General features: G+C 68.4%; 19 protein-coding genes. 6 read left to right on the forward strand and 13 right to left on the reverse strand.

The window, feature by feature from the left end; all coding sequences use genetic code 11:
* Positions 1-353: 353 nt before the first annotated feature.
* The 8 genes from ACWF5H_RS03145 to ACWF5H_RS03180 all read right to left on the reverse strand — a co-directional run bounded on the left by ACWF5H_RS03145 (position 354) and on the right by ACWF5H_RS03180 (position 8900).
* Positions 354-1811: a benzaldehyde dehydrogenase gene (locus ACWF5H_RS03145; protein ID WP_452034779.1), complete on the reverse strand. Its 1458-nt coding sequence runs from the start codon at positions 1809-1811 to the stop codon at positions 354-356.
* A gap of 65 nt (positions 1812-1876) precedes the next feature.
* Positions 1877-2992 (reverse strand): NAD(P)-dependent alcohol dehydrogenase, encoded by a 1116-nt coding sequence (locus ACWF5H_RS03150; RefSeq protein WP_452034781.1) that lies wholly within the window; start codon positions 2990-2992, stop codon positions 1877-1879.
* Positions 2993-3132: 140 nt separating this feature from the next.
* Positions 3133-4215 (reverse strand): branched-chain amino acid ABC transporter permease, encoded by a 1083-nt coding sequence (locus ACWF5H_RS03155; RefSeq protein WP_452034782.1) that lies wholly within the window; start codon positions 4213-4215, stop codon positions 3133-3135.
* A gap of 2 nt (positions 4216-4217) precedes the next feature.
* Entirely contained in the window at positions 4218-5084 is an 867-nt protein-coding gene (locus ACWF5H_RS03160; protein WP_364652015.1) for a branched-chain amino acid ABC transporter permease, read from the reverse strand.
* A gap of 7 nt (positions 5085-5091) precedes the next feature.
* Positions 5092-5817 (reverse strand): ABC transporter ATP-binding protein, encoded by a 726-nt coding sequence (locus ACWF5H_RS03165; RefSeq protein WP_452034783.1) that lies wholly within the window; start codon positions 5815-5817, stop codon positions 5092-5094.
* The gene (locus ACWF5H_RS03170; protein ID WP_452034785.1) at positions 5814-6554 is read right to left on the reverse strand and encodes an ABC transporter ATP-binding protein; all 741 of its coding nucleotides are present in this window, start codon (positions 6552-6554) and stop codon (positions 5814-5816) included. The genes ACWF5H_RS03165 and ACWF5H_RS03170 overlap by 4 nt, the downstream gene beginning before the upstream one ends.
* A complete protein-coding gene (locus tag ACWF5H_RS03175; RefSeq protein ID WP_452034786.1) occupies positions 6551-7858 on the reverse strand; it encodes an ABC transporter substrate-binding protein in 1308 nt (435 codons plus the stop codon). Before ACWF5H_RS03175 ends, ACWF5H_RS03170 begins: the two co-directional genes overlap by 4 nt.
* 451 nt (positions 7859-8309) lie before the next feature.
* Positions 8310-8900 (reverse strand): helix-turn-helix domain-containing protein, encoded by a 591-nt coding sequence (locus ACWF5H_RS03180; RefSeq protein ID WP_452034787.1) that lies wholly within the window; start codon positions 8898-8900, stop codon positions 8310-8312.
* Positions 8901-8942: 42 nt separating this feature from the next.
* Here ACWF5H_RS03180 and ACWF5H_RS03185 point away from each other — a divergent pair, with 42 nt between their 5' ends.
* Positions 8943-9437: a DUF2127 domain-containing protein gene (locus ACWF5H_RS03185; protein WP_452034788.1), complete on the forward strand. Its 495-nt coding sequence runs from the start codon at positions 8943-8945 to the stop codon at positions 9435-9437.
* Between the two features lie 14 nt (positions 9438-9451).
* Here ACWF5H_RS03185 and ACWF5H_RS03190 read toward each other — a convergent pair whose 3' ends face one another.
* The 3 genes from ACWF5H_RS03190 to ACWF5H_RS03200 all read right to left on the reverse strand — a co-directional run bounded on the left by ACWF5H_RS03190 (position 9452) and on the right by ACWF5H_RS03200 (position 11573).
* Entirely contained in the window at positions 9452-10057 is a 606-nt protein-coding gene (locus ACWF5H_RS03190; protein WP_452034789.1) for an isochorismatase family protein, read from the reverse strand.
* A 115-nt stretch (positions 10058-10172) separates the two neighbouring features.
* Entirely contained in the window at positions 10173-11102 is a 930-nt protein-coding gene (locus ACWF5H_RS03195; protein ID WP_452034791.1) for a hypothetical protein, read from the reverse strand.
* Positions 11103-11156: 54 nt separating this feature from the next.
* A complete protein-coding gene (locus tag ACWF5H_RS03200; protein ID WP_452034792.1) occupies positions 11157-11573 on the reverse strand; it encodes a ChaB family protein in 417 nt (138 codons plus the stop codon).
* Positions 11574-11716: 143 nt separating this feature from the next.
* On the opposite strand from ACWF5H_RS03200, the gene hrpB reads away from it, so the two are divergent.
* Positions 11717-14464 carry an ATP-dependent helicase HrpB gene (gene hrpB, locus ACWF5H_RS03205; RefSeq protein ID WP_452034794.1) on the forward strand — a complete coding sequence of 916 codons (2748 nt, stop codon included), beginning with the start codon at positions 11717-11719 and terminating at the stop codon, positions 14462-14464.
* 28 nt (positions 14465-14492) lie between these two features.
* Here the strand turns inward: hrpB and ACWF5H_RS03210 are convergent, their stop codons facing one another.
* The gene (locus ACWF5H_RS03210; RefSeq protein WP_452035334.1) at positions 14493-15635 is read right to left on the reverse strand and encodes an acyl-CoA dehydrogenase family protein; all 1143 of its coding nucleotides are present in this window, start codon (positions 15633-15635) and stop codon (positions 14493-14495) included.
* A gap of 285 nt (positions 15636-15920) precedes the next feature.
* Here ACWF5H_RS03210 and ACWF5H_RS03215 point away from each other — a divergent pair, with 285 nt between their 5' ends.
* The 4 genes from ACWF5H_RS03215 (at position 15921) to ACWF5H_RS03230 (ending at position 19804) form a co-directional block, all read left to right on the forward strand.
* Positions 15921-17015 carry a LolA family protein gene (locus tag ACWF5H_RS03215; protein WP_452034795.1) on the forward strand — a complete coding sequence of 365 codons (1095 nt, stop codon included), beginning with the start codon at positions 15921-15923 and terminating at the stop codon, positions 17013-17015.
* Positions 17012-17977: an ATP-binding cassette domain-containing protein gene (locus ACWF5H_RS03220; RefSeq protein WP_452034797.1), complete on the forward strand. Its 966-nt coding sequence runs from the start codon at positions 17012-17014 to the stop codon at positions 17975-17977. Before ACWF5H_RS03215 ends, ACWF5H_RS03220 begins: the two co-directional genes overlap by 4 nt.
* Positions 17967-18917 (forward strand): ABC transporter permease, encoded by a 951-nt coding sequence (locus tag ACWF5H_RS03225; RefSeq protein ID WP_452034799.1) that lies wholly within the window; start codon positions 17967-17969, stop codon positions 18915-18917. The genes ACWF5H_RS03220 and ACWF5H_RS03225 overlap by 11 nt, the downstream gene beginning before the upstream one ends.
* A gap of 101 nt (positions 18918-19018) precedes the next feature.
* Positions 19019-19804: an isocitrate lyase/PEP mutase family protein gene (locus ACWF5H_RS03230; protein WP_452034801.1), complete on the forward strand. Its 786-nt coding sequence runs from the start codon at positions 19019-19021 to the stop codon at positions 19802-19804.
* A gap of 97 nt (positions 19805-19901) precedes the next feature.
* On the opposite strand, the gene ACWF5H_RS03235 is transcribed toward ACWF5H_RS03230, so the two are convergent.
* Positions 19902-20894, reverse strand: a complete 993-nt coding sequence (locus tag ACWF5H_RS03235; RefSeq protein WP_452034803.1) for an AraC-like ligand-binding domain-containing protein — start codon at positions 20892-20894, stop codon at positions 19902-19904.
* Between the last annotated feature and the right edge of the window lie 163 nt (positions 20895-21057).

Here is a 21057-nt window from a genome sequence, read left to right on the forward strand (position 1 = left end):
CCGCTCCGGTCTTCCGGTCGACCAGTGGCCTGCCGCACGCTCGCGTCCTCCTCCGAAGGATGCTGGGGTGCGCAGTTGGTAAGCCAAGGCCTGCGAAACCGCACTTTCGGGGTAGCTTCCGGCAATGCCCAGCGGCCTGCGTCGCTGCCGCGGCCACACGCATACCGGCTCCTACTCGGGTCAGCTGCTTTTTCGGAAATGACTACTGGCCGGAACTCTACGGCATTCGTCGGACCGGGAGTACGACGACGGCACCCGGGTTCCGGCAGTGGGAACGCGGGTGCCGTCGGCTGGGTGAGTCGCGTGATGCCGCCGTCAGCCGGCCGCACCGTCGTCGTTATGGGCAGTGTTGCTTAGAACGGGTAGTTGGCGATGTCCGGGCGGACGGTGAGCCACTGGGTTTCGGTGAAGGATTCCATGTTGGCCTGGTGGCCGCCGATCCGGGAGCCGTTGCCGGAGTTCTTGGTGCCGCCGAACGGGGAGTTGGCTTCGTCGGAGACGGTTTGTTCGTTGATGTGGACCTTGCCGGAGTCCACCTTGTCGGCCACCTGCATGGCCATTCCGACGTCGCCGAGGATGGACAGCGAGAGTCCGTACTCGTTGGCGTTGGCCAGATCGACTGCTTCGTCGATGGTGGAGAACTTGATCACCGGGGCGACCGGGCCGAAGATCTCGTCCTTCCACGCGGTGTTCTCCGGGTCGAGGTCGGCGAGCACGGTGGGGGAGTAGAACGGGCCGTCGTTGGTTCCGCCGGCAGCCAGCCGGGCACCGGCGGCGACCGCGTCCTGCACGATCGAGTCGATGCGCTTGAGCTGGTTCTCGTCGATGATCGGTCCGAGCGCCACGGTGCCGGTCTTGGGGTCGCCGACGGGCAGGTTCTTGGCCTTCTCGGCGAGGGCGGCGACGTAGTCCTCGTAGATGTCTTCGTGGACGATGTGCCGGCCGGTGGTCATGCAGATCTGGCCCTGGTGCATGAACGAGCCGAATGCGGCGGCGGACGCGGCCTTGGCCAGGTCGGCGCCGGGCAGCACGATCATGGCGTTGTTTCCGCCCAGTTCCAGGTGCGCGCGCTTGAGGTGGCGGGCGGCGGATTCGCCGATCTTCCGGCCGGCGGCGGTGGAGCCGGTGAAGGAGATGACCCGGACCTCGGGGGCCTCGACCACGGCTGCGCCGATGTCCGCGCCGCCGGGCAGCAGGGAGAGCAGTCCGGCGGGCAGGCCGGCTTCTTCGAAGATGCGCATCAGGGTCACGCCGCCGCAGACGGCGGTGCGGGGGTCCGGCTTGAGCAGCACCGCGTTGCCCAGCGCCAGCGCCGGGGCGACGGCGCGGATGGAGAGGATCAGCGGGAAGTTGAACGGCGCAATCACGCTGACCACGCCGACCGGGCGGCGGCGGGCGAACGACCAGCGGTCTTCGTTGGAGGTCAGCACGTCGCCGGCCGGCAGCGAGGGCAGTGCGGCGGCTTCGTAGCATTCGTTGGCGGCGATGTGGGTTTCCAGTCCGGCCTTGGGGCCGATGCCGCCGGATTCGCGGACGATCCAGGACTGGATTTCCTCGGCGTGTTCTTCCCAGAGCACGCCGGCGCGGCGCAGCACCGCGGCGCGTTCTTCGGGTTTGCGGGCGGCCCATTCCTTCTGCGCGGCGGCGGCAACGGCCGCTGCCTCGTGCACGTCCTCGACCGAGGCCACGCCGTAGGTGCCCAGGGTGTCGCCGGTGGCCGGTTCCACGGATGCGGCGGTGCCGGCACCGCCGTCGCGCCAGCCGTTGAGGTAGATCTTGCCATCCCACAGGGAGGCATCAAGCAGGGACATGTCCCGTCCTTTCAATCATGGGTAGATATGTTCCGGCCGCGGCGAAGCGGCCAGGGGTCTGGGTATTAGCCGGCGATCTTCAGCACGGCCTTGATGGTGCTGCCGGAGGTGGAGTCGGCCACGGCCGTGTCGATCTGGTCGAAGTCGTAGTACTTCACCAGCTTGTCGAACGGGAACCGGCCGGCCTTGTACAGTGCGATCAGGCCGGGGATCAGCTGCGCGGAAGTGCTGGAGCCGCCCAGCGTGCCGATGATGCGCTTGCCCCAGAGCGTGCGCAGGTGGTCCACCGAGAACCGTGCCTCGGCGGGCGCACCGCCGATCAGGATCAGCGTTCCGAGCATGCCCACCGCCTCCGCGGCTTCCTCCAGCACCTTGATGTTGCCGGTGCATTCGAGCACGTAGTCGGCCGGGCCGCCGCAAATGCGCTGGATCTCTTCCAGTGCATTGGTCTGGCGGGAGTTGACGGTGTGCGTGGCGCCGAGTTCGCGGGCCAGTTCCAGCCGCGAATCGTGCAGGTCGATGGCGATGATGGTGGCCGCCGGCGTGTTCTTCGCGGCCATGATGGCGGCCAGGCCCACCGCGCCGGCACCGTAGACCACCAGCGACTGGCCCGGCTCCGGCTTGGCCGTGTTGAAGACCGCGCCCGCCCCGGTGGTGATGCCGCAGGCCAGCGGTCCCACCAGCTCCAACGGAATGTCCTGATCCACCTTTACCAGCGACGTGGCCAGCGCCAGCGAATAGTCCGCGAAGGAGGACTGCCCGAAGAAGTGGCCGGACATCTTGCTGCCGTCGGCCCGGGTGTAGCCGGACTTCCCGGCATCCGGACCCTTGAACCGGGTGCCGCTGACCAGTGCCTCGCCCAGCCGCAGGCAGTAGCGGTGCTCGCCGCGCAGGCAGTTCTTGCACTCGCCACAGTACGGCCAGCCCATGATCACGTGGTCGCCTACGGCAACGTTGGTCACGCCGGCGCCGATGGCCTCCACCACGCCGGAGCCTTCATGGCCCAGCACGCCGGGCAGCGGCAGCGGCATATCGCCGGCCTGGGTGATCAGGTCCGTGTGGCACAGCCCGACGGCGGCAACCTTCACCAGCACCTCGCCCGGCCCGGGCGCGTCCAGCTCCAGCTGCTCGGGCACGAACGGGGCGTTCTTCTCCTCGACTACCAGCGCATTGATCTTCATGTCCTGCTCCTAGTCCTGCGGAAGTCTGTTGATATGTCAATCAGTAGTCCAACGGACGGCGGCGGTGCAAGCCCTCCGGCGTGGCGTCACCGTGGGTGGCTTCCCAAGTGCCGGCAGTGTCCGCTGGACGCGTTCCCTGTTTACCGCAGGGTTGGCTGCGTGGTCCATGGTTGGTTGAGGCGGTAGCCGACGGGGAAGAGCTGGATGCCGGTTTTGTTGGTGATGGTGCCCCAGAGGCCGCGGGGGAGCCAGATGGCTCCGGCGATGCCGATGGCGCCGAGGATGATCATGTACCAGGAGCCGTAGCCGGCGAGCAGCTGCTGCAGGGCGTAGAAGACGATGGCTCCGAGCAAGGGGCCTTCGAGGTAGCCGATGCCGCCGATGATGACGATGAAGATCATGTAGGCGGACCATTGGACGGAGAAGATGGCGTTGGGCTGGACGCTGAGCGAGTCGATGATCAGGATGCCGCCGGCGGCGCCGCAGCCGGCGGCGGAGACCAGATAGACCAGGCGTTTGGACCAGGTGACGTCCACGCCGTTGGCGCGGGCGGCGGTTTCGTCGTCGCGCACGGCGGTCAGCGCCAGGCCGGTGCGGCCGCGCATCAGCAGGTAGCAGCCCAGGATGGTCAGTGCGGCCAGGGCCAACGCGGCCCAGTACGTCAGCGCGCCGCGGAGCACCGGGTCCATCCCGGTCAGGCCGGGCAGGGACATGCCGCTTGGCCCGCCCAGGCTGTCGAAGCGGATGATGATCAGCCGGTAGACCTCGGCGATGACCCAGGTGCCGACGGCGAAGTAGTCGCCGCGCAGGCGGAAGGCCAGCCAGGAGGTGGGAATGGCGAACACCGCGCAGGTCAGGGCCGCCAGCGGCAGCGCGATGAACGGATTCATGCCCATGTTGGCGAAGGCCAGCACGGTGTAGGCACCGACGCCGACGAAGGCCTGCTGGCCCACGGAGACCATGCCGCCGAAGCCGGCGAGCAGGTTCCACATGCTGGCCATGATCAGCAGCACGAAGAAGGTGACCATGGAGCTGGTGGTGCCGGCGAACGCGATGTAGGGCAGCGCCGCGAGCACGATGACGGCCAGGGCCAGCAGGCCGGCGCTGGCCTTGGAAGCGCGTCCGGCGCGGGTGACCAGGGCGCCTGCGAAAGAAGGGGATGCAGTGGCGGCGGCCGGGGCCGGCGTCGTGCTTTGTTTGGTGGGTTGCGGGGTGTGTGCCATGGTCACACAGTCCTTTGCGGGATCAGGCCCTGCGGGCGGAAGGCGAGCACGGCCAGGAAGACCAGATGTCCGGCCAGGATGGTGAAGGACGGGTCCAGGTGCGCGGCGAAGGCCTGGGTCAGGCCGAGGACGACGCCGCCGGCCAGGGTTCCCCAGAGCGAGCCGAGGCCGCCGATGACCACTGCCTCGAACGCGAAGATCAGCTGGGTGGGTCCGATCGACGGATCGAAGGAGGACCGCGCGCCGGACATGATGCCGGCCAGCGCCACCGTGCCGAACGCGATGGCGGTGGCGATCGCATACAGGTGTTTGGAGTTGGCACCCACCAGCGAGGCGGTGTCGGCGTCGTCGGAGACCGCGCGCATCATCTTTCCCGTCCTGGTGCGGGAGAGGAAAAGTTGCACGCCCACGATCACCACGACGGCCAGGACCAGCGTGAGCAGGCCCAGATAGGAGATGGAGAGCTGGTTGTTGAGGTGGAAGGCGCCGGTGTTCAGGGCGCCCATGTCGATGGTGCGGGTGTCGGCGGAGAAGCCCTCCAGCAGCCCGTTCTGGATCACGATCGACAGGCCGAACGTCACCAGCAGGGCGGAGAGCGGGCCGGCCTTGAGGCTGCGGCTGAACAGGCTGCGGTGGATGCCGTAGCCGATCACGGCGAAGAGTGGCAGGGTGACCAGCACGACCAGCCAGAGCGGGAACATGGTGCCGCCGAGCAGCACCAGGACCAGATAGCCGGCGATCACGGCCAGGTCGCCGTGGGCCAGGTTCACCATGCGCATCACGCCGAACATGATGGACAGGCCGGCGGCGAACAGGGCGTAGAGGCCGCCGAGCATCAGCCCCTGCACCAGGGTATTGAGCAGATCCATGGGGTAGTCAGTGTCCTTCCGGGCCGCCGGCGTGGGCCAGGCCGAAGTAGGCCTGTTCCACCTGGGCGGGGGTGAGATCGTGCGGGTTGCCGGTGAGCACGGTGCGGCCTTCGAGCAGGCAATGCACCAGGTCGGCGGCGGCCAGGGCCTGGGAGACGTCTTGTTCGACCAGCAGTACGGCGGTGCCGCGTTCGACGATGCGCGGCAGCAGCGCGTACATCTGCTTGACCACGGCCGGGGCCAGGCCGAGGGAGAGCTCGTCGATCAACAGGACCTTAGGGTTGGCGACCAGGGCCCGGCCGATCGCGACGGCCTGTTGCTGGCCGCCGGAGAGCGAGGCGGCGTTCTGCCGGGCGCGTTCGCGCATCCAGGGGAACAGTTCCATCACCGCGTCCACGTTCCACGGCCCGGTGGCCGCGCGGTAGGCGCCGGTTTCCAGATTTTCCTGCACGCTCAGCGACTTGAACAGCCGGCGGCCCTCGGGCACCAGCGAAATGCCCTGGGCCACGCGGCGGTGCGCGGGAAGCCCGGTAATGTCCTTGCCGTCCAGCCTGATGGTGCCGGCGGTGGGCAGGTGCGAGCCGGCGATGGCGCGCATCAGGGTGGACTTGCCAGCCCCGTTCGCGCCGATCACCGCGACCGTGGCACCGGGTTCCACCGACAGGCTGAAGCCGCGCACGGCATGCAGTTGGCCGTGATGGACGTCCAGGTTCTCAACTTCCAGCAGCGTCACGCTGCCCCCTCTTCTGTTTCAGGGCCACCGAAGTACAGTTCCAGCACCTGCGGGTCGGCCAGCACGGTGGCGGGGTCGCCGTCGGCAATGAAACGGCCGCCGGCCAGGCAGAGCAGCCGGTCCACGGATTTCACCAGGGCGTGGACCACGTGTTCGATCCAGACCACGGCGACGCCGCGGGCCTTGACCCGGCCGATCAGTTCGACCAGTTCGAGCACTTCGGGCTCGGTCAGCCCGCCGGCGACTTCGTCCAGCAGCAGCAGCTTGGGGCCGGTGGCGAGGCCGCGGGCCACCTCCAGCCGCTTGCGCTGCAGCAGCGACAAGGAGCCGGCGCGCTGGTTCGCCGCGCCGGCCAGGCCGCATTCGGCCAGCACTTCGGCGGCCTGCTGCTGCGCGGTGCGCCCGTGCAGCCCGGCGCCCTGGGCGGCGGAGACGAGCACGTTCTCGAAGACGGACATCCCCTCGAAGGGCCGCGGCACCTGGTAGGTGCGGCCGATGCCCGCCCGGCAGCGCTGGTGCGCCGGGCGGGAGGTGACATCCTCGCCGTCGAAGGCGACCCGGCCGGCGTCGGGCTTCAGGTCGCCGGAAACCATCGCGAACAGCGATGACTTCCCGGCGCCGTTGGGCCCGACGATGCCGACGGCCTCGCCTTCGGCGACGGTGAGGTCAAGCGCTTCGGCCACCACTACCTGGCCGAAGCGCTTGTCCAGTCCGGACAGTTGGAGCAAAGGACTCACGCGTTGGTCGCCTCGAGATCGCCGCCGACCGGGACGTCCGGGTTGGGCGTGTTGTCCACAATGGTGATGTCCCAGTCGAACTTGGTGCCCTTGCGCCACTGGCCGCCCACCGGGTGCTGGACTGCAATGCCCGGCTCCGGTCCCTTGGTGAAGTCCAGCGGACCGGACATGCCCACGGTGTTCATGTTGCGCAGCTTGTCGGCCACGTCGTCGCGGTCCTTGGGGTCGCTGGCCTGCTTGAAACCTTCAACCGCCAGTTCGAACAGCGAGTAGACCGAGCCCAGGGCCTGGGTCCACTGGTTGCCGGTCTCTTCGGCGAAGCCGTCGGCCAGTTGCTGCGCGGTGGTGCCGTCCAGCGAGGACTGGTAGGGGTGGTACGGGCTCCACCAGATGTCCGTGGCGATGTTGTTGGACAGCTTGCCCAGCGCCTCGGCCTCGGACGGGAACAGCATCACCTTGGCCACGGTGGCCAGCTTCGGCCGGTAGTCCTGCTGCGCGGCCTGCTTCCAGAAGGTCTGGAAGTCCGGCGGGATCGGGGTGCAGGTGAACAGCTCGGCGTTTTCGCCCTTGAACTTGGCAATCTGAGAGCTGTAATCGCTGGCGCCGTTCTGGAAGGCACCGCCGTCGATCATCTTGAAGCCCTGCGCTTCGGCCAGCGGGGTGAGGCCCTTGCGGAAGGCATTGGCGTCCGTGTCGTCCGGCCACAGCGCCGCAACGTTCTGGTTCGCCACGTCCATGCGCTTCCACATCGGGGTGAAGCAGTCGGCGAATTCCTGCATGCCGAAGAAGAACAGGGTGGTGTACTTGAAGCCCTCGCCAGAGACGCCGCTACGGCCGTGGAACCAGGCCTCCCATGGCGCAATGGTGGTGATGTTCGGGACGCCGGACGCTTCACACTGGTCGGCCACCGGGTTGGTGGTGTCCGGGGTGCCGGAACCGACCACGATGTCCACCTGGTCCTGGGTGATCAGTTCCTTGGTCACCGCGGTGGCGCGGGTGGAGTTGGACTGGGTGTCCTTGACGATGATTTCGATCTGCCGGGTGGAGCCGCCGGCGGAGAACCCCTTCGCCAGTGCCTGCTGGACCTGCTTGACCACGTAGTTGTCCGCGCTGGCGAAGCTGGCCAGCGGCCCGGTCTGCGGGCTCACGAAACCGATCTTGAGTACATCGCTGGTGCTGCCGGCTGTACCCTTCAGGCCACCGCAGGCGGTGAGCGTGGAAGCGCCGCCGATCGCGGCAGCGCTCAGGCCGAGGACCTTGAGCAGCTGGCGGCGGTCCATGCCGCCGACGATCGTTTTGGACATACGTGTCTCCTTTGACGCACAAGAATGTGAACGGGGATGGGCGCCGGAACACGAACCCGGCGTAGCCGTCGAATGAACAAACCACATTGCTGAATGAACACTGACCACACCAAGATATGGTGCACATCACCGCAGGTCAAATGGTCTGGATCACATTCGCGTCACGATGCGGAGGCACCGTCGGACCGTTCGGTGTCCGGCGGGGCTGGTATGCCCGTTCCGCGGAGAGAATGCGCCACATCATCGTCCGCGGGTAAGCAATACTGGCGCTGCTTCAGTCGGATGGGCCGGGACCGTTGGGGTCTCCAAAGCGAGGAAGAGGGATGCTGGACCTTCTCTGGTGGATGTGGCGCCCGCTGAACAAGCGGGGGGGGGGGAGTTTCTCGCCACCCGGCTGGGGAATTGTGGCTTCCGCTAGCCAGCCGGGGATCGAGGCGCTCCGCTAGCCGGCTCAGCCGTTTTCGGGTGCCGGAACTTCTTTCAGCGCCGTGGTTCGCGGGAAGGTGTGCACGATCCACAGGGTGCAGTCGCCGCCCTCGGCCTGCCAGCGGTGCGACTGGTCGGCGAGGTAGGTGACGTAGGTGCCGGCGTGGACCAAGACCTGCTGCCCTAGGGGTCCCAACCGGATGGAACCGGTCCGGATGAACACATGCTCGCGCGTGCCCGGACCGTGGGAGACGGAGAGCTGTACCTTCCCGTGGTGGAACGTCTTGGCATGGATTTCCACAGTTCCGGCACCGACCAGTTGCCGCCGCAGCACATGGCCGACGGCGGCTTCATCGGTGATTTCCTCGCCTTCGCCGTCCAGCATGATCTCGACGGCGGGGGCCTGCGGCGGCGACAGCAGTTCGGTGACGTGGATGTCGAACGTCTGCGCGATTGCCTGCAGCGTCTCGATGTTTGCGTTCGTTTGGGCCCGTTCCACTTTGAACAGGGTCCCCTTGGCCACGCCTGACTTTTCGCCCAGCTGGGACAGCGACATCCCATGGACATCGCGCAACCGGCGGACGTTGGCAGCCAGATGCTCCAAAAGCTCACTCATGGAAACATTCTGCACTACGCATGAAAGCTGTACATTCGGAACGTGAGCCTGTGGAGGGGCGAGGCCAAGGACTGGTGGGATTGGCTGTTCATCGCCGGAGTGATCCTCAAGGGACTGGACGGAGCAATCGAAATCATCGGCGGCTTGCTGCTGCTGCTGGTGGCCGATCCAGCGCAGATCCACGGCCTTGTCCTGCGGCTGACCCAGCCCGAACTCGCTGAAGACCCGCAAGACTTCATCGCCACGCATCTGCTGCACGCATCGGGCAGCTTGACCGGCAGCGCCGTGGCGTATGCGGCCGTCTACCTGCTGGTGCACGGGGCGGTGAAGGTTGTGCTGGTGACGGCCGTGTTGATGAACAAGCTCTGGGCGTATCCGTGGATGATCGCGGTCCTGGTGGCGTTCATCGCGTACCAGCTGTACCAGTTCGCGGTCTCGCCCACGCCGGGCCTGGTTGCGCTGACCGTCTTCGACGCACTGGTCGTGGTGCTGACCTGGCACGAATACCGCCGGCAGCGGAAACGCCGCTTCGCCTGACCGGTGACGGCGGGCTACGCCGTGGTGCCGATTTCCCGTTCCATGTCCGCCGTGCTCAGCACCCGGCCGAAGAACGTGCCGACGGCGTCCAGTGTGGCGGCTTGGGCTGCCTCGGACCGGCCGCCGGTGGCGTCCGACAGGAATGCTACTTTGTAGTCATTCATGTAGGCGCTTCGGGCGGTGGACTCGCAGCAGACCTCGGTCAGGGTACCGGCGATGATCACCGTATCCACGGTGTTCAGCCCGCGGATGGTGGCCAGCACGCTCTTGAGCGGGGTGTTGTGGAACGCGTCGTAGCGGTGCTTGTCCAGTACGTAGTCGTCGGCTTCGGGCTTCAGCTCCTCAACGACTTCCACGCCGTCGGTTCCGCGGCGCATGCCGACGGTCTGCAGCCGCTGGTTGTAGGTGGTCTCCAGCGGTGACACATCGAACGAGTCGAGCAGCACGTGTCGGGTGTAGATCACCGGGATGCCGGCCTGCCGGCAGGCGGCGACGGCGGTCACCATCTCGGGCAGCCGCCTGCGTGCCATCGGCACCTCCATCGGCGCGCCTTCCAGCACAAAATCGTTCTGCATATCGATCATCAGCAGTGCGGACCTGGCCGCATCAATACTCCACATGGTGCCCCCCGATGAGGTTTTGGCCGGCGCGCGGCAGCTGACTGGACTTGAGACCTAGGTTACATGGCCCGCAGGATGCACCCGGCAGCGGGAGGCGGGGGAGCGACCGACGGCCCTACGCCTGCTCGTCCAGCTCCCGCTGTGCTGCGGCGGCAGCTTTCCGCGTCCGGTCGGCGGTCCTGGCCGCAGACACCAGATCTTCCTCGGCCGCTTCGATCTTCCGGTCGGTGGCGGCGACCTCACGCTTCAGCTCGTCGATGCGCTGTTTCAGTTCGGCAAGTTCGCCGGCGAGGGCATCGCGGCGGTTCTGCAGTTGGTCCAGCTTGTCCAGAACCTTTTGTTCCTTCGCCTCGGCGTCCTCTTTGCGCTGCTCGGCTTTCTCCACCTCGGCGCGGGCCAGCCGGCGCCGCCGCTCCGCCTCCTCGGCTTCCTGCTTGGCGGCCCGGCCTGCCCTGGCAGCCCGGCGTTCGGCGAGCTCGTCCCGCGCCGGAGTCTTCGCGCTGCGGCGCGGCGGGGCAGCGGGAGCGGGCGAGCCGACGGCTTCCGGCACGGCCACGATCCCGTCCAGGTCCACCGGGTCCAAACCGGTCGAGGAGAACGACTCGGTGAGCAGGCCGCTGGCCAGCGCAGCCCCCGCTGCAGGGTCGGACATCGCGGCCCGCAGCGTCTGCTCCACTTCGCTGGCCACGGCGGGGCTGACCGGATGACCCAGTTCGTCGGCCAACTGCCGGCCGCTCAACGCCATGGCGGACAGCAGCCCGCGGCGCTGATCGCCCAGCGTCCGCATCTGGCTGGGGTCCAGTTCCTGCTGCGCCTGGCTCATCGCCGCGCCCAGCTCGATGACCCCGTCGATCTCGTCGTGGCGGTGGCGTGCCATCATGTTGAGCAGCCACGCCGCCGCCGTCGGTTTCGGCAGGCTGCGCAGCCGGGCGGCCAAGGCCTTGTCTCCTTCCCGCGCGGCTTCCTTGGCCTTCGCGTTTCGGGCGGCGGTGAACTCGCCGGGCAGCAGCGCATACAACTCCCGCGCCGCGCTCTCCAGATCCATGCGCCTAGCCTAATCGGGCCTGTCCCCGCAGCCCCTCAGGCACGGCGCAGCCGCCTACCGGGACTTCCGGGTCTCCCGGTCGTTGGCCTTGCGCAGCGCCTCGACCAGCTCGGACTTGTCCATCTTCGACCGGCCGGGGACATCAAGCTTCTTCGCCAGGTCGTAGAGGTGCTCCTTGGAGGCGTTCGCATCCACCCCGCCCTTGGTCTCCCGCGAGGTGCCCTTGCCGCCCTTGGCCTGCTGGTCCGAGGGGCCGTACTCATCCTTCGGCTCCCAATGGTCGCCGACTTTTTCGTGCGAGTGCTTGAGCGCGCTGTAGGCCACGCGGTGCGCGCGTTCTTCGTCGCCGTACGTGTCGGCGGCCGAATCATGGGCCTCCGCGAACGTCTCCTGCGCCTTCTTGCCCGAACGCTGCAGCGTGCTCGGCAGCTCGCTCTGCTTCGGCTTTCCGCTCTTGGTCGTCTTCGGCATCCGGACCACGTCCCTTCACCAGAGATTGTTTCCGTTTCCACTTCCAACGTGGCACAGTTCCCCGGCCCTGCCAAGGGACAAAGCGCGCTTGTGGAGGGGAAGGAGGGCCGAGAGCCCGCACCCCACCACGGCACAATGGAAGGGTGACCCAGCCAGCCTCCCGCACCACCGAACCTCCGCGCAGCCGGTTCCGGCCGTTCGATCTGGAAACCATCGGCGCGGGATTGGTTTTCGCCCGGTCCCTGGACGATCTGGCCACGGCGCTGACGGCGGGTGCGGCGGCTTCCGCGCCCGGCGCCTCCGCAACGGAGCCCCTTCAGGGCGGCACCGCCGTCGTGCAGGCCCCGCCCGGTACGGGCAAGACCACGCTGGTGCCGCCGCTGGTGGCTAACCTGGCGGCCAACCTGGCAGCCGGAACAGCAGCCAACCGCCAGCCGCGGATCGTGGTCACCCAGCCGCGCCGGGTCGCGGCCCGGTCGGCGGCACGGCGGCTGGCCTTCCTGGACGGCAGCAAGCTGGGCGGCCGCGTCGGGTACACGGTCCGAGGCGAGCGCCAGGCCGGGGCGCAGACCCTGGTCGAGTTCGTTACGCCGGGGATTCTGCTCCGCCGGCTGCTCACCGACCCCGGCCTGGAGGGCACGGACGCGGTGGTCCTGGACGAGGTGCACGAGCGCGGGCTGGAAACCGACCTGCTGCTGGGCATGCTCGGCGAGGTGCGCCAGTTGCGCACGGACCTCACGTTGGTGGCGATGTCGGCGACCCTTGATGCCCCGCGGTTCGCCGCCCTGATCGGCGCGCACGACGGCGATGGGCCGGCTCCGGTGGTCGACTGCCCTTCCGCCCTGCACCCCTTGGAGATCCGGTGGGCGCCTGCGGCCGGACCGCGCCTGGATGAGCGGGGCGTGGCGCGTGGTTTCCTGGACCACATTGCCTCCACCGCGGCTGCCGCCCATGCCGAAGCTCTCGCCGGCGATCCCACCGTGGATGCCCTGGTCTTCGTTCCCGGGGCGTGGGAAGTACAGCAGGTAGCGGCGCTGATCCGGGACAAGGTCCGCAACGCCGGCGGCCGGACCGGTGCCAATGAGGCCAGCATCCGGAACACCGAGGTGCTGGAACTGCACGGCCAGGCCGATGCAACCACGCAGGACCGTGCCGTCTCCGGCCGGGAACCCGGCGGCGCGCCGCGCGTCATCGTTTCCACTTCGCTGGCCGAGTCCTCGCTCACGGTGCCCGGGGTGCGGCTGGTCATCGACTCCGGATTGTCGCGGGAGCCGCGCCGGGATGCCGCCCGGGGAATGTCCGGGTTGGTCACCATCTCCGCCTCGCGGGCCTCGGCCGAGCAGCGCGCCGGCCGCGCCGCCCGCCAGGGGCCGGGCATGGCGCTGCGCTGCTACGACCAAAAGACCTTCGGTGCCGCCCCGGCCCATCCCACGCCGGAGATCGCCGTCGCCGACCTCACCGCCGCCGCCCTGGTGCTGGCCTGCTGGGGCGCCCCGGGCGGCGAAGGACTGCAGCTTCCGGACCTGCCGCCGGCCGCGGCCATGGCGGATGCGCTGCGCACCCTGCACGATCTGGCCGCCATCGACGACGACGGCCGGGCCACCGGGCTGGGCCGGACGCTCTCCCGGGTACCGGCCGACCCGCGGCTGGGCCGGGCGCTGTTGGACGGCGCGGCGGTCGCCGGGCCCCAGGGCGCCGCTGACGTGGTGGCGCTGGTGGCCGGGGACCAACGCGCGCCCGGTGCCGACTTGGCCAAGCTGCTGGCGTCTCTCCGCGCGGCCGGCCGGGGAGACCCGGCAGCCCGGCGCTGGCGCGAGGAGGCACGGCGGCTGGCGGAGATCGCACGGCAGGAGGGCACCGCCGTCGTGCCTTCCCGCGGCGGTGTACCGGTGGCCACGGTGGTAACTGCGGGACATATTGTGGCGCTGGCCTTCCCCGAGCGGGTCGCCCGCCGCGTCGCCGGCGGTGCCGGCCAGACCTACCTACTGGCGTCCGGGACCCGTGCCGGGTTGCCTGCGGGCAGTTCGCTGGCCGGCCACGAATGGCTGGCCGTGGCCGAAGTGTCCCGGGCTCAGGGCCGCGACGCCGCCGGGACCGGCGCGCTTATCCGTGCCGCGGCCCCGCTCGAGGCAGACACGGCTGAAGCCGCCGCGGGAACGCTGCTGACCGATCGGGTGGAAGCGCGGTTCGAAGCGGGCAGGGTGGCCGCCCGCCGCGAGCGCAGGCTGGGGGCGATTGTGCTGTCCTCGACGCCGGTCAAAGCCTCGGCGGCCGAAGGCCGGGAAGCGGTGGCGCGCGCACTGGAGTCCGGCGGGCTGGGCATCATCGGCTGGTCGGAACCGGCCGAGGCACTGCGCCGCCGGCTGGCGCTGCTGCACCGCGAGCTGGGGGAGCCGTGGCCTGATGCCGCGGAACCGGCGCTGCTGGCCCGGCTCTCCGACTGGCTCTCGCCGGAACTGGAGGCGCTGGCCGGCGGCAAGCCGGCCGCGGCCGTCAACCTGTCCGAACCGCTGCGCCGGCTGCTGCCCTGGCCCGACGCCGCCCGCTTCGATGACTTGGCGCCCGAGCGTCTCCAGGTGCCCAGCGGTTCGCGGGTGCGGATCGACTACCCGGCACCGGATGACGCCGGCCGCCCGGTGGTGGCGGTGAAACTGCAGGAATGCTTCGGCTGGGCGGCAACGCCCCGACTGGTGGATGGGCGGGTGCCGGTGCTGTTTCACCTGCTCTCGCCCGCGGGCCGGCCGCTGGCCGTGACCGACGACCTGGCGTCGTTCTGGTCCGGACCGTATGCGCAGGTGCGCGCCGAAATGCGCGGCCGGTACCCGAAGCATCCGTGGCCGGAAGACCCGTGGGCGGCACCGGCCACCGCCCGGACCAAGAACCGGATGTAGTCCTTACACGGGGGTGAGAGCGGCGGGGTTACCGCGTGAGTTGGCGGGAGATCAGCAGCCGCTGGATCTGGTTGGTACCTTCGAAGATCTGCATCACCTTCGCCTCGCGCATGTACCGCTCCGCCGGGAAGTCCCGGGTGTAGCCGGCCCCGCCCAGCACCTGCACCGCATTGGTGGTCACGCTCATGGCATTGTCCGTCGCCACCAGTTTGGCGATGGAGGCCTCCCGGCCGTACGGCAGTCCGGCGTCCTTCAACCGGGCGGCGGACAGGTACACGGCCCGTGCGGTCTCCGTTTCCACGGCCATGTCGGCGAGCAGGAAGGCCAGCCCCTCGTGCTCGATCAGTCGCTTGCCGAACGCTTCCCGTTCGTTGGCGTAGGACGCCGCCAGGTCCAGCGCGGCCTGCGCCAGCCCGGTGGCCACCGCGGCAATGCCGAGCCGGCCGGAATCGAGCGCGGCGAAGGCAATGGCCAGGCCCTGGCCTTCCTCGCCGATCATCCGGTCGGCGGCAACGTGCACGTCGTCGAAATGCATGGTGGCCGTGGTGGAGCCGGTCAGGCCCATCTTGTGTTCCGGTGGCGCGGCAGTCAGTCCGGCGGCGTCGGCCGGCACCAGAAAGCACGAGACCCCGCGCCGCGGATCGTCGGAGGTCCTGGCCATGACCGTATAGAAGTCGGCCTGGCCAGCATGCGTGGTCCAGGCCTTCGCGCCACGGATCAGATAGCCGTCGCCGTGCGGCACGGCCCGGGTCCGCATCGCCGCCGGATCGGAGCCGGCGTGCGCCTCGGAGAGGCAATAGGCGCCCAAAGTTTCGCCCGAGAGCATGTCCGGCAGCCAGGTCTTGCGCTGCGCATCGCTGCCGAAGTGCACCAGCGGGAAGCAGGAGAGGGCGTGCACGCTGACGCCCACGGCCACGCTGCTCCAAGCCGCGCCGAGTTCCTCGAGGACCTGCAGATAGATCTCGGCTGGCTGGCTGCCTCCGCCGAACTCTTCCGGGTATGGGAGGCCGAGCAGCCCGGCTTCCCCCAGCGTCCGGAAGACCTCCCGCGGGAACCGTTCGGCTTCTTCGGCTGCGGCGGCGTGCGGTATCAGTTCGCGGGCGGCGAGGTCGCGCACCAGCTCGAGCAGGTCCTGCGCTTCCTCCGTTGGCAACAAGCGCTGCACAACCATCGTCACTCACTCCTCCGGCTGCCGGCCTGGGTAGTGGCCGGCTTCAGGATGCCCCACAGCGCCGGCAGGTTCGCCGCCGAGCCGCGGAGTATCCGTATGTTCATTGCGTGCGTCAACTACAACACGGGCCCCGGGCGGGTACAAGCACATGCACATCACGATCCCGGCCGCCGCGCCAAGTTCGCCGAGTGCCGTCCAACGGTCCGGGTTCGCTTGCCCAGTGACCGCGGCCTCCGGCGGGCGTAGTCTGGGACCCAGCGCTTCAGCATCGGAAGGTGATGTGACATGGCCCGGACCTGGAAGCGGTGGCTGCCAGCCGCCGTCGTGCCTGCCGTGATTGCCGGCGGCGTGCTCACCGGTTCGCTGCAGGCCAACGCCGCCGCCGATTTGCCGGACAAAACTCCGCAGCAGTTGCTGGAGATGGCGGCGGGCAGCGACGTCCGGGAGTTGGCCGGGACGGTGGTGCAGGATTCCGCGCTGGGGCTTCCCGAACTGCCGCAGGACAAGCCCGCGGGCGAGGGCGGCCAGGTGGCGGATGCGCTCGCACTGCTCACCGGCTCCCACTCCGCCCGCGTCTATCTGGACGGCCCGGACCGGGCGCGGCTGCAGGTTTTCGACCGCTTTGCCGAGCGTGACGTGATCCGCAACGGAAGCACGGCTTGGTTCTACGACTCGAAGAAGAACGAGGCTGTCCGCCTCACCCTGCCGACTGGCATGGGGGAAAAATCCGACGGCGGCGCTTCCCCGCGAGCCGAGGAGTACACGCCGGAGCGGCTCGCCGATCACCTGCTGCAAAACATCACGCCGGAATCCAAGGTGTCCGTCGGCGACGACACCTCGGTCGCCGGCCGCAGCGCGTACCAGTTGGTGGTGGAGCCCAACAGCACCGAAACGCTGGTCGGGTCCATGGTGGTGGCCATCGATGCCGAAACCGGCCTTCCGCTGAACGTCCAAGTGCAGGCGCGCGGACAGCAGGAGCCGGCGTTCCAGCTGGGTTACACCAAGCTGACCCTCGGGGCGCCGGACGCCAACCTGTTCGACTTCACCCCGCCGGCCGGCGCCACCGTGACCGAGCACGCGGTGCCGCAGCACAGCCCGGACGCCATGATGCCTCAGCACAAAGGCAACGACGGCGGTGCGGGCGCTCGGGATCAGGTCACCAAGCACGGCACCGGCTGGGAAACTGTGACGCAAGTTCCCGCGGCGGCTCTGCCGGACGGCTGGGCGGATTCTCCGCTGCTGGCCCAGGCCACGCAAGCAGTGGACGGCGGCCGCTTGATCTCCACGTCGCTGGTCAACGTCTACTTGACCGACGACGGCCGCGTCTTCGCCGGCTCCGTTCCGCTGGGGCAGTTGCAGGCAGCCGCGGAGGGCCGGTGAACGGCAGCGGCACTTCTGCCGCGCTGGCCATTGAAACTTCTGGACTGACCAAACGCTTCGGCCGGCAGACCGCCGTCGACTCCCTTGACCTGGCCGTGCCGCACGGCTCGGTCTTCGGCTTCCTGGGCCCGAACGGCTCCGGGAAGACCACCACCATCCGGGTGATGCTCGGGCTGGCCGGCGCCACCGGCGGGAGCATCCGGATCCTCGGTCAGGACATGCCCGGGTCGCTGCGGAGCGTGCTTCCGCGGGTAGGGGCACTGATCGAAGGCCCGGCGTTCTACCCTTTCCTCTCCGGCGCCGCGAACCTGCACCGGCTGGATACCGCCGACCGGTACGCCCCGGCAGCAACGCGCCGCCGCCGGATCGGCGAGGCGTTGGAGCGGGTCGGGCTGACGCATGCGGCCAACAAGAAGGTGCGTGCCTATTCGCTGGGCATGAAGCAGCGGCTGGGCATCGCCAACGCGCTGCTGATGCCTCGCCAACTTCTGGTACTGGACGAACCCACCAACGGGCTGGATCCGCAGGGTACCCGTGAGGCCCGCAGCCTGGTGCGCTCACTGGCCGGCGAAGGAACCACGGTGTTCGTCTCCAGCCACCTGCTCTCCGAGGTGGAACAGATCTGCAGCCACGCCGCCGTGATGCGCGCCGGCCAGCTGGTGGCGCAGGGGACCCTGAACGAACTGCGCCGCGTGGGCCTGACCCACCTGAGCATCCAGACCCCCGACACCGAGGCCGCCCGGGGCGTGCTGCGCCGGCTCGGACTGGAACCCGACGGGCCGGGAGCGGCACTCGACGGGCACGTCAGCACTCCGATGAACCGTCCCGAGCTGCTGCCCGAGGACATCGCCGCCGCGCTGGTGGCGGACGGGGTGCGGATCCGCGGGTTCGTGGTGGAGGCGGGCAGCTTGGAGGACCGGTACGTGGAACTGACGGGGGAGGGGTTCGACGTTGTCCAGTGACGCGCAGTCTGTTCCCGCGGCGGCCGCCAATGAGCAGGCCGGTCCCCGCATCGCCGAGGTGCACAGCGAATCAGGGGTAAGCCCCCGCCCATCAACGACTCCGCTTGCCAATGGCGAGCGATCCGCCGGCTGGGCGCTCTTCGGCTCCGAAGTCAGCGTGCTGTTCCGGCGGCTTAGGACCTGGGCCATGCTGCTGGCCCTGGCCGCCGTCCCGGTGCTCATTGCCGTGGTCGTCCGGCTCGCTGCCGACGAGGGCGGGCCCGGCGGCGGCCCGCCGTTCCTGAACCAGATCACGCAGAACGGCCTGTTCGTCGCGCTGACCGGCCTGGTGGTCTCCATCCCGTTGTTCCTGCCGCTGACCATCAGCGTGGTGGCCGGCGACACGATCGCGGGCGAGGCCGGCCACGGCACGCTGCGCTACCTGCTCACCGCCCCGGCCGGCCGGCTGCGGCTGCTGGCAGTCAAATACGGTGCGGCCGTCGTTTTCTGCATTGCGGCCGCGCTCGCCATCGTGGTGGCCGGCGCGGTCATCGGCAGCATCCTCTTCGGCACCGGGCCGGTGACGCTCCTGTCCGGCGACACCATCGGCGTCGGTGAATCCCTGATCCGACTGCTGCTGGTTGCCGCCTACGTCGCACTGTCGCTGGCCGGGCTAGCCGCCATCGGCCTCTTCATCTCCACCCTCACCGAGGTCCCCGTCGGGGCCATGGCGACGACGGCGGTGCTCGCCGTCGTCACCCAGATCGTCGGCGCCCTGCCGCAGCTCGACTGGCTGCACCCCTGGCTGTTCACCTACCACTGGCTTGACTTCGCCGACCTGCTCCGCCAGCCCATCTCCTGGGATGCCTTCGGCGGCAACGCCCTTCTCCAAGGCGGCTACATCGCCGGCTTCTGCGCCCTCGCCTATGGCCGCTTCAGCACCAAGGACGTGCTGTCCTAGTCATTCATCGGGCTTCAGGCGTGAGGGTCGCTTGCGCCCGTTGGCCCCGCTTGTAGGATGGCGGGAATTCACCTTTGACGGACGGCCCGAGACGGACTGACATGGCCACTTTTCTGGAACTTCACCACACGGGTACGCCGCTGCTGCTGCCGAACGCGTGGGATGTCGGCTCGGCCCTGGCCTTTGCGGAGGCCGGGTTCCCCGCCGTCGGCACCACCAGCTTCGGCATTGCGGCCAGCACGGGCCAGCCCGATGGCGGCGGGTCCAGCAAGACGGCAACGGCTGCCCTGGTGGCGCAGTTGGCTCGGTTGCCGGTCCACATCTCGGCGGATATCGAAGACGGCTACTCGGACGACCCGAACGAGGTTGCCGGCTATGTGGCGGAACTGGCGGCCCACGGCGTGGCCGGGATCAACATCGAGGACAGCAAAGCTGGGCATCTGGTGGAGCCGTCAGCCCTGGCCGCAAAGATCGCCGCCATCAAACAACGCACCCCGGACGTCTTCGTCAATGCGCGGGTGGACAACTTCTGGTTTGCCGAGCAAGCAACGGTGGACGCTGTACTGCTCCGGGCGCATGCCTACGCCGACGCTGGAGCCGGCGGAATCTTTGTCCCCGGATTTGCAGACCCTGAGGGCGTCCGGCGCATCACCGCCGGGATCGGGTTGCCGGTCAACGTGCTGGCACATCCCTCGCTGACCGTTGCCGAGCTGGGGGAGCTGGGCATCCGGCGGGTGAGTTCGGGCTCCCTGCCGTACCGCGCCGCCGTGGATGCGGCCGTCAACACTGCCACAACGCTGCGCGACGGCGGCCAGTTGCCGTCCGCCACCTCCTATTGGGAGATGCAGGCGCGCCTTGAGGCTTTTAGCCAGAGACCGCCGAAGTGAGTCCCCGCGCTAAGGCAAGGGGGCCGCGGCTGTCTGGTGGCAATGGGGCGAAGGTGCGTTGAGTCCACGCTGCAAGACTCCCCACACGGGCTGGCGGCTAATCGGCGGCGGCCACGCTGGAGGCCGCGCGGTCCTGCTCTCGGAACTGGCTGGGTGAGATGTTGAAGGCTGCTCTGAACGCTCTGCTGAAGTGAGCTGAATCGATGAAACCCCACCGCGAGGCGATCTGTGTGATCGTGCGCGAGACGAGGGCCGGATCCATCAGATCCAGACGGCATCGTTCGAGCCGTCGAGCTTTGATCCAGTTGGTGACGGTCATACCGGTGTCTTCAAACAGATAGTGGAGTCTGCGGGTGGACATGTAGTGTGCAGCAGCGATCGCCGCCGGGTTGAGCCGGCTGTCGCCCAGATGTCGCTCAATGAAGTCCTTGACCTCAGCTAGCGCATGCGCCCGCGGATCCGTAGGTTGTGTCCCGAGATCCAACTCGGTGTAAATAAGGGTGTTGATGAGATCCAAAGTGTTGTGGGCGAGCATGATGCCGCTGTGGCCGCTGATTCCATCCAGGCTCTCCGCCAGTTGGCCCAGGAACGGTCCGATCAGCTTTCCCATTCTGCTGCCGCTGGATAGCGGAGTGGCAGTCAGGGCAGCAACGCTTTCACTGGGGACACTCAGCATTTCCTGAGGGAAGACCATGACCAGACTGTCTGAGCCGTCGTCGAATGCGGCGGTGTATGGGCGGCTCGTGTCGTAGATGGTCATGTCTCCCGGCCGGAGGAGGGCTTCACGGCCATCTTGGATGATGATTCCGGACCCGCCCAGCAGCATGCTGAGCTTGAAATAGCGCGACTCCCCATGGCAGATGAAGTCCTGCAACCGATCGACTTGGTGCGCGTCCGCCTCGATCCTGGACAGCGATACCTCGTCGAAGTTGCGGCCATGCAGAACGGCATGGAAGTCGCGGGGCCGAGTGGTGCTGATCTGCAATCGGACGAAGCGGTTCGACATGCGCTGCTGCCACTCTTCGAACGTGTTCGCCTCGAAGGTGTTTGCTCCGCCTAGCGGCGAGACTTTGATTCCTGTTGATGCCACAACGACTCCTTGACTGGACCCGCCCCGTGGGCGTGATGCGGGTCATAGTTCCTTCCACCATAACTATTGAGGTAGTGAAAAGGTGAAGTCCCGCCATGGTTGCACGCTGAGTCAAGAGCGTTGCGCGCACCGTCCGAGGCCGGCGGTGTGCTTCGTGCAGGAA

This window comes from Arthrobacter sp. NPDC055138 (assembly GCF_053607305.1).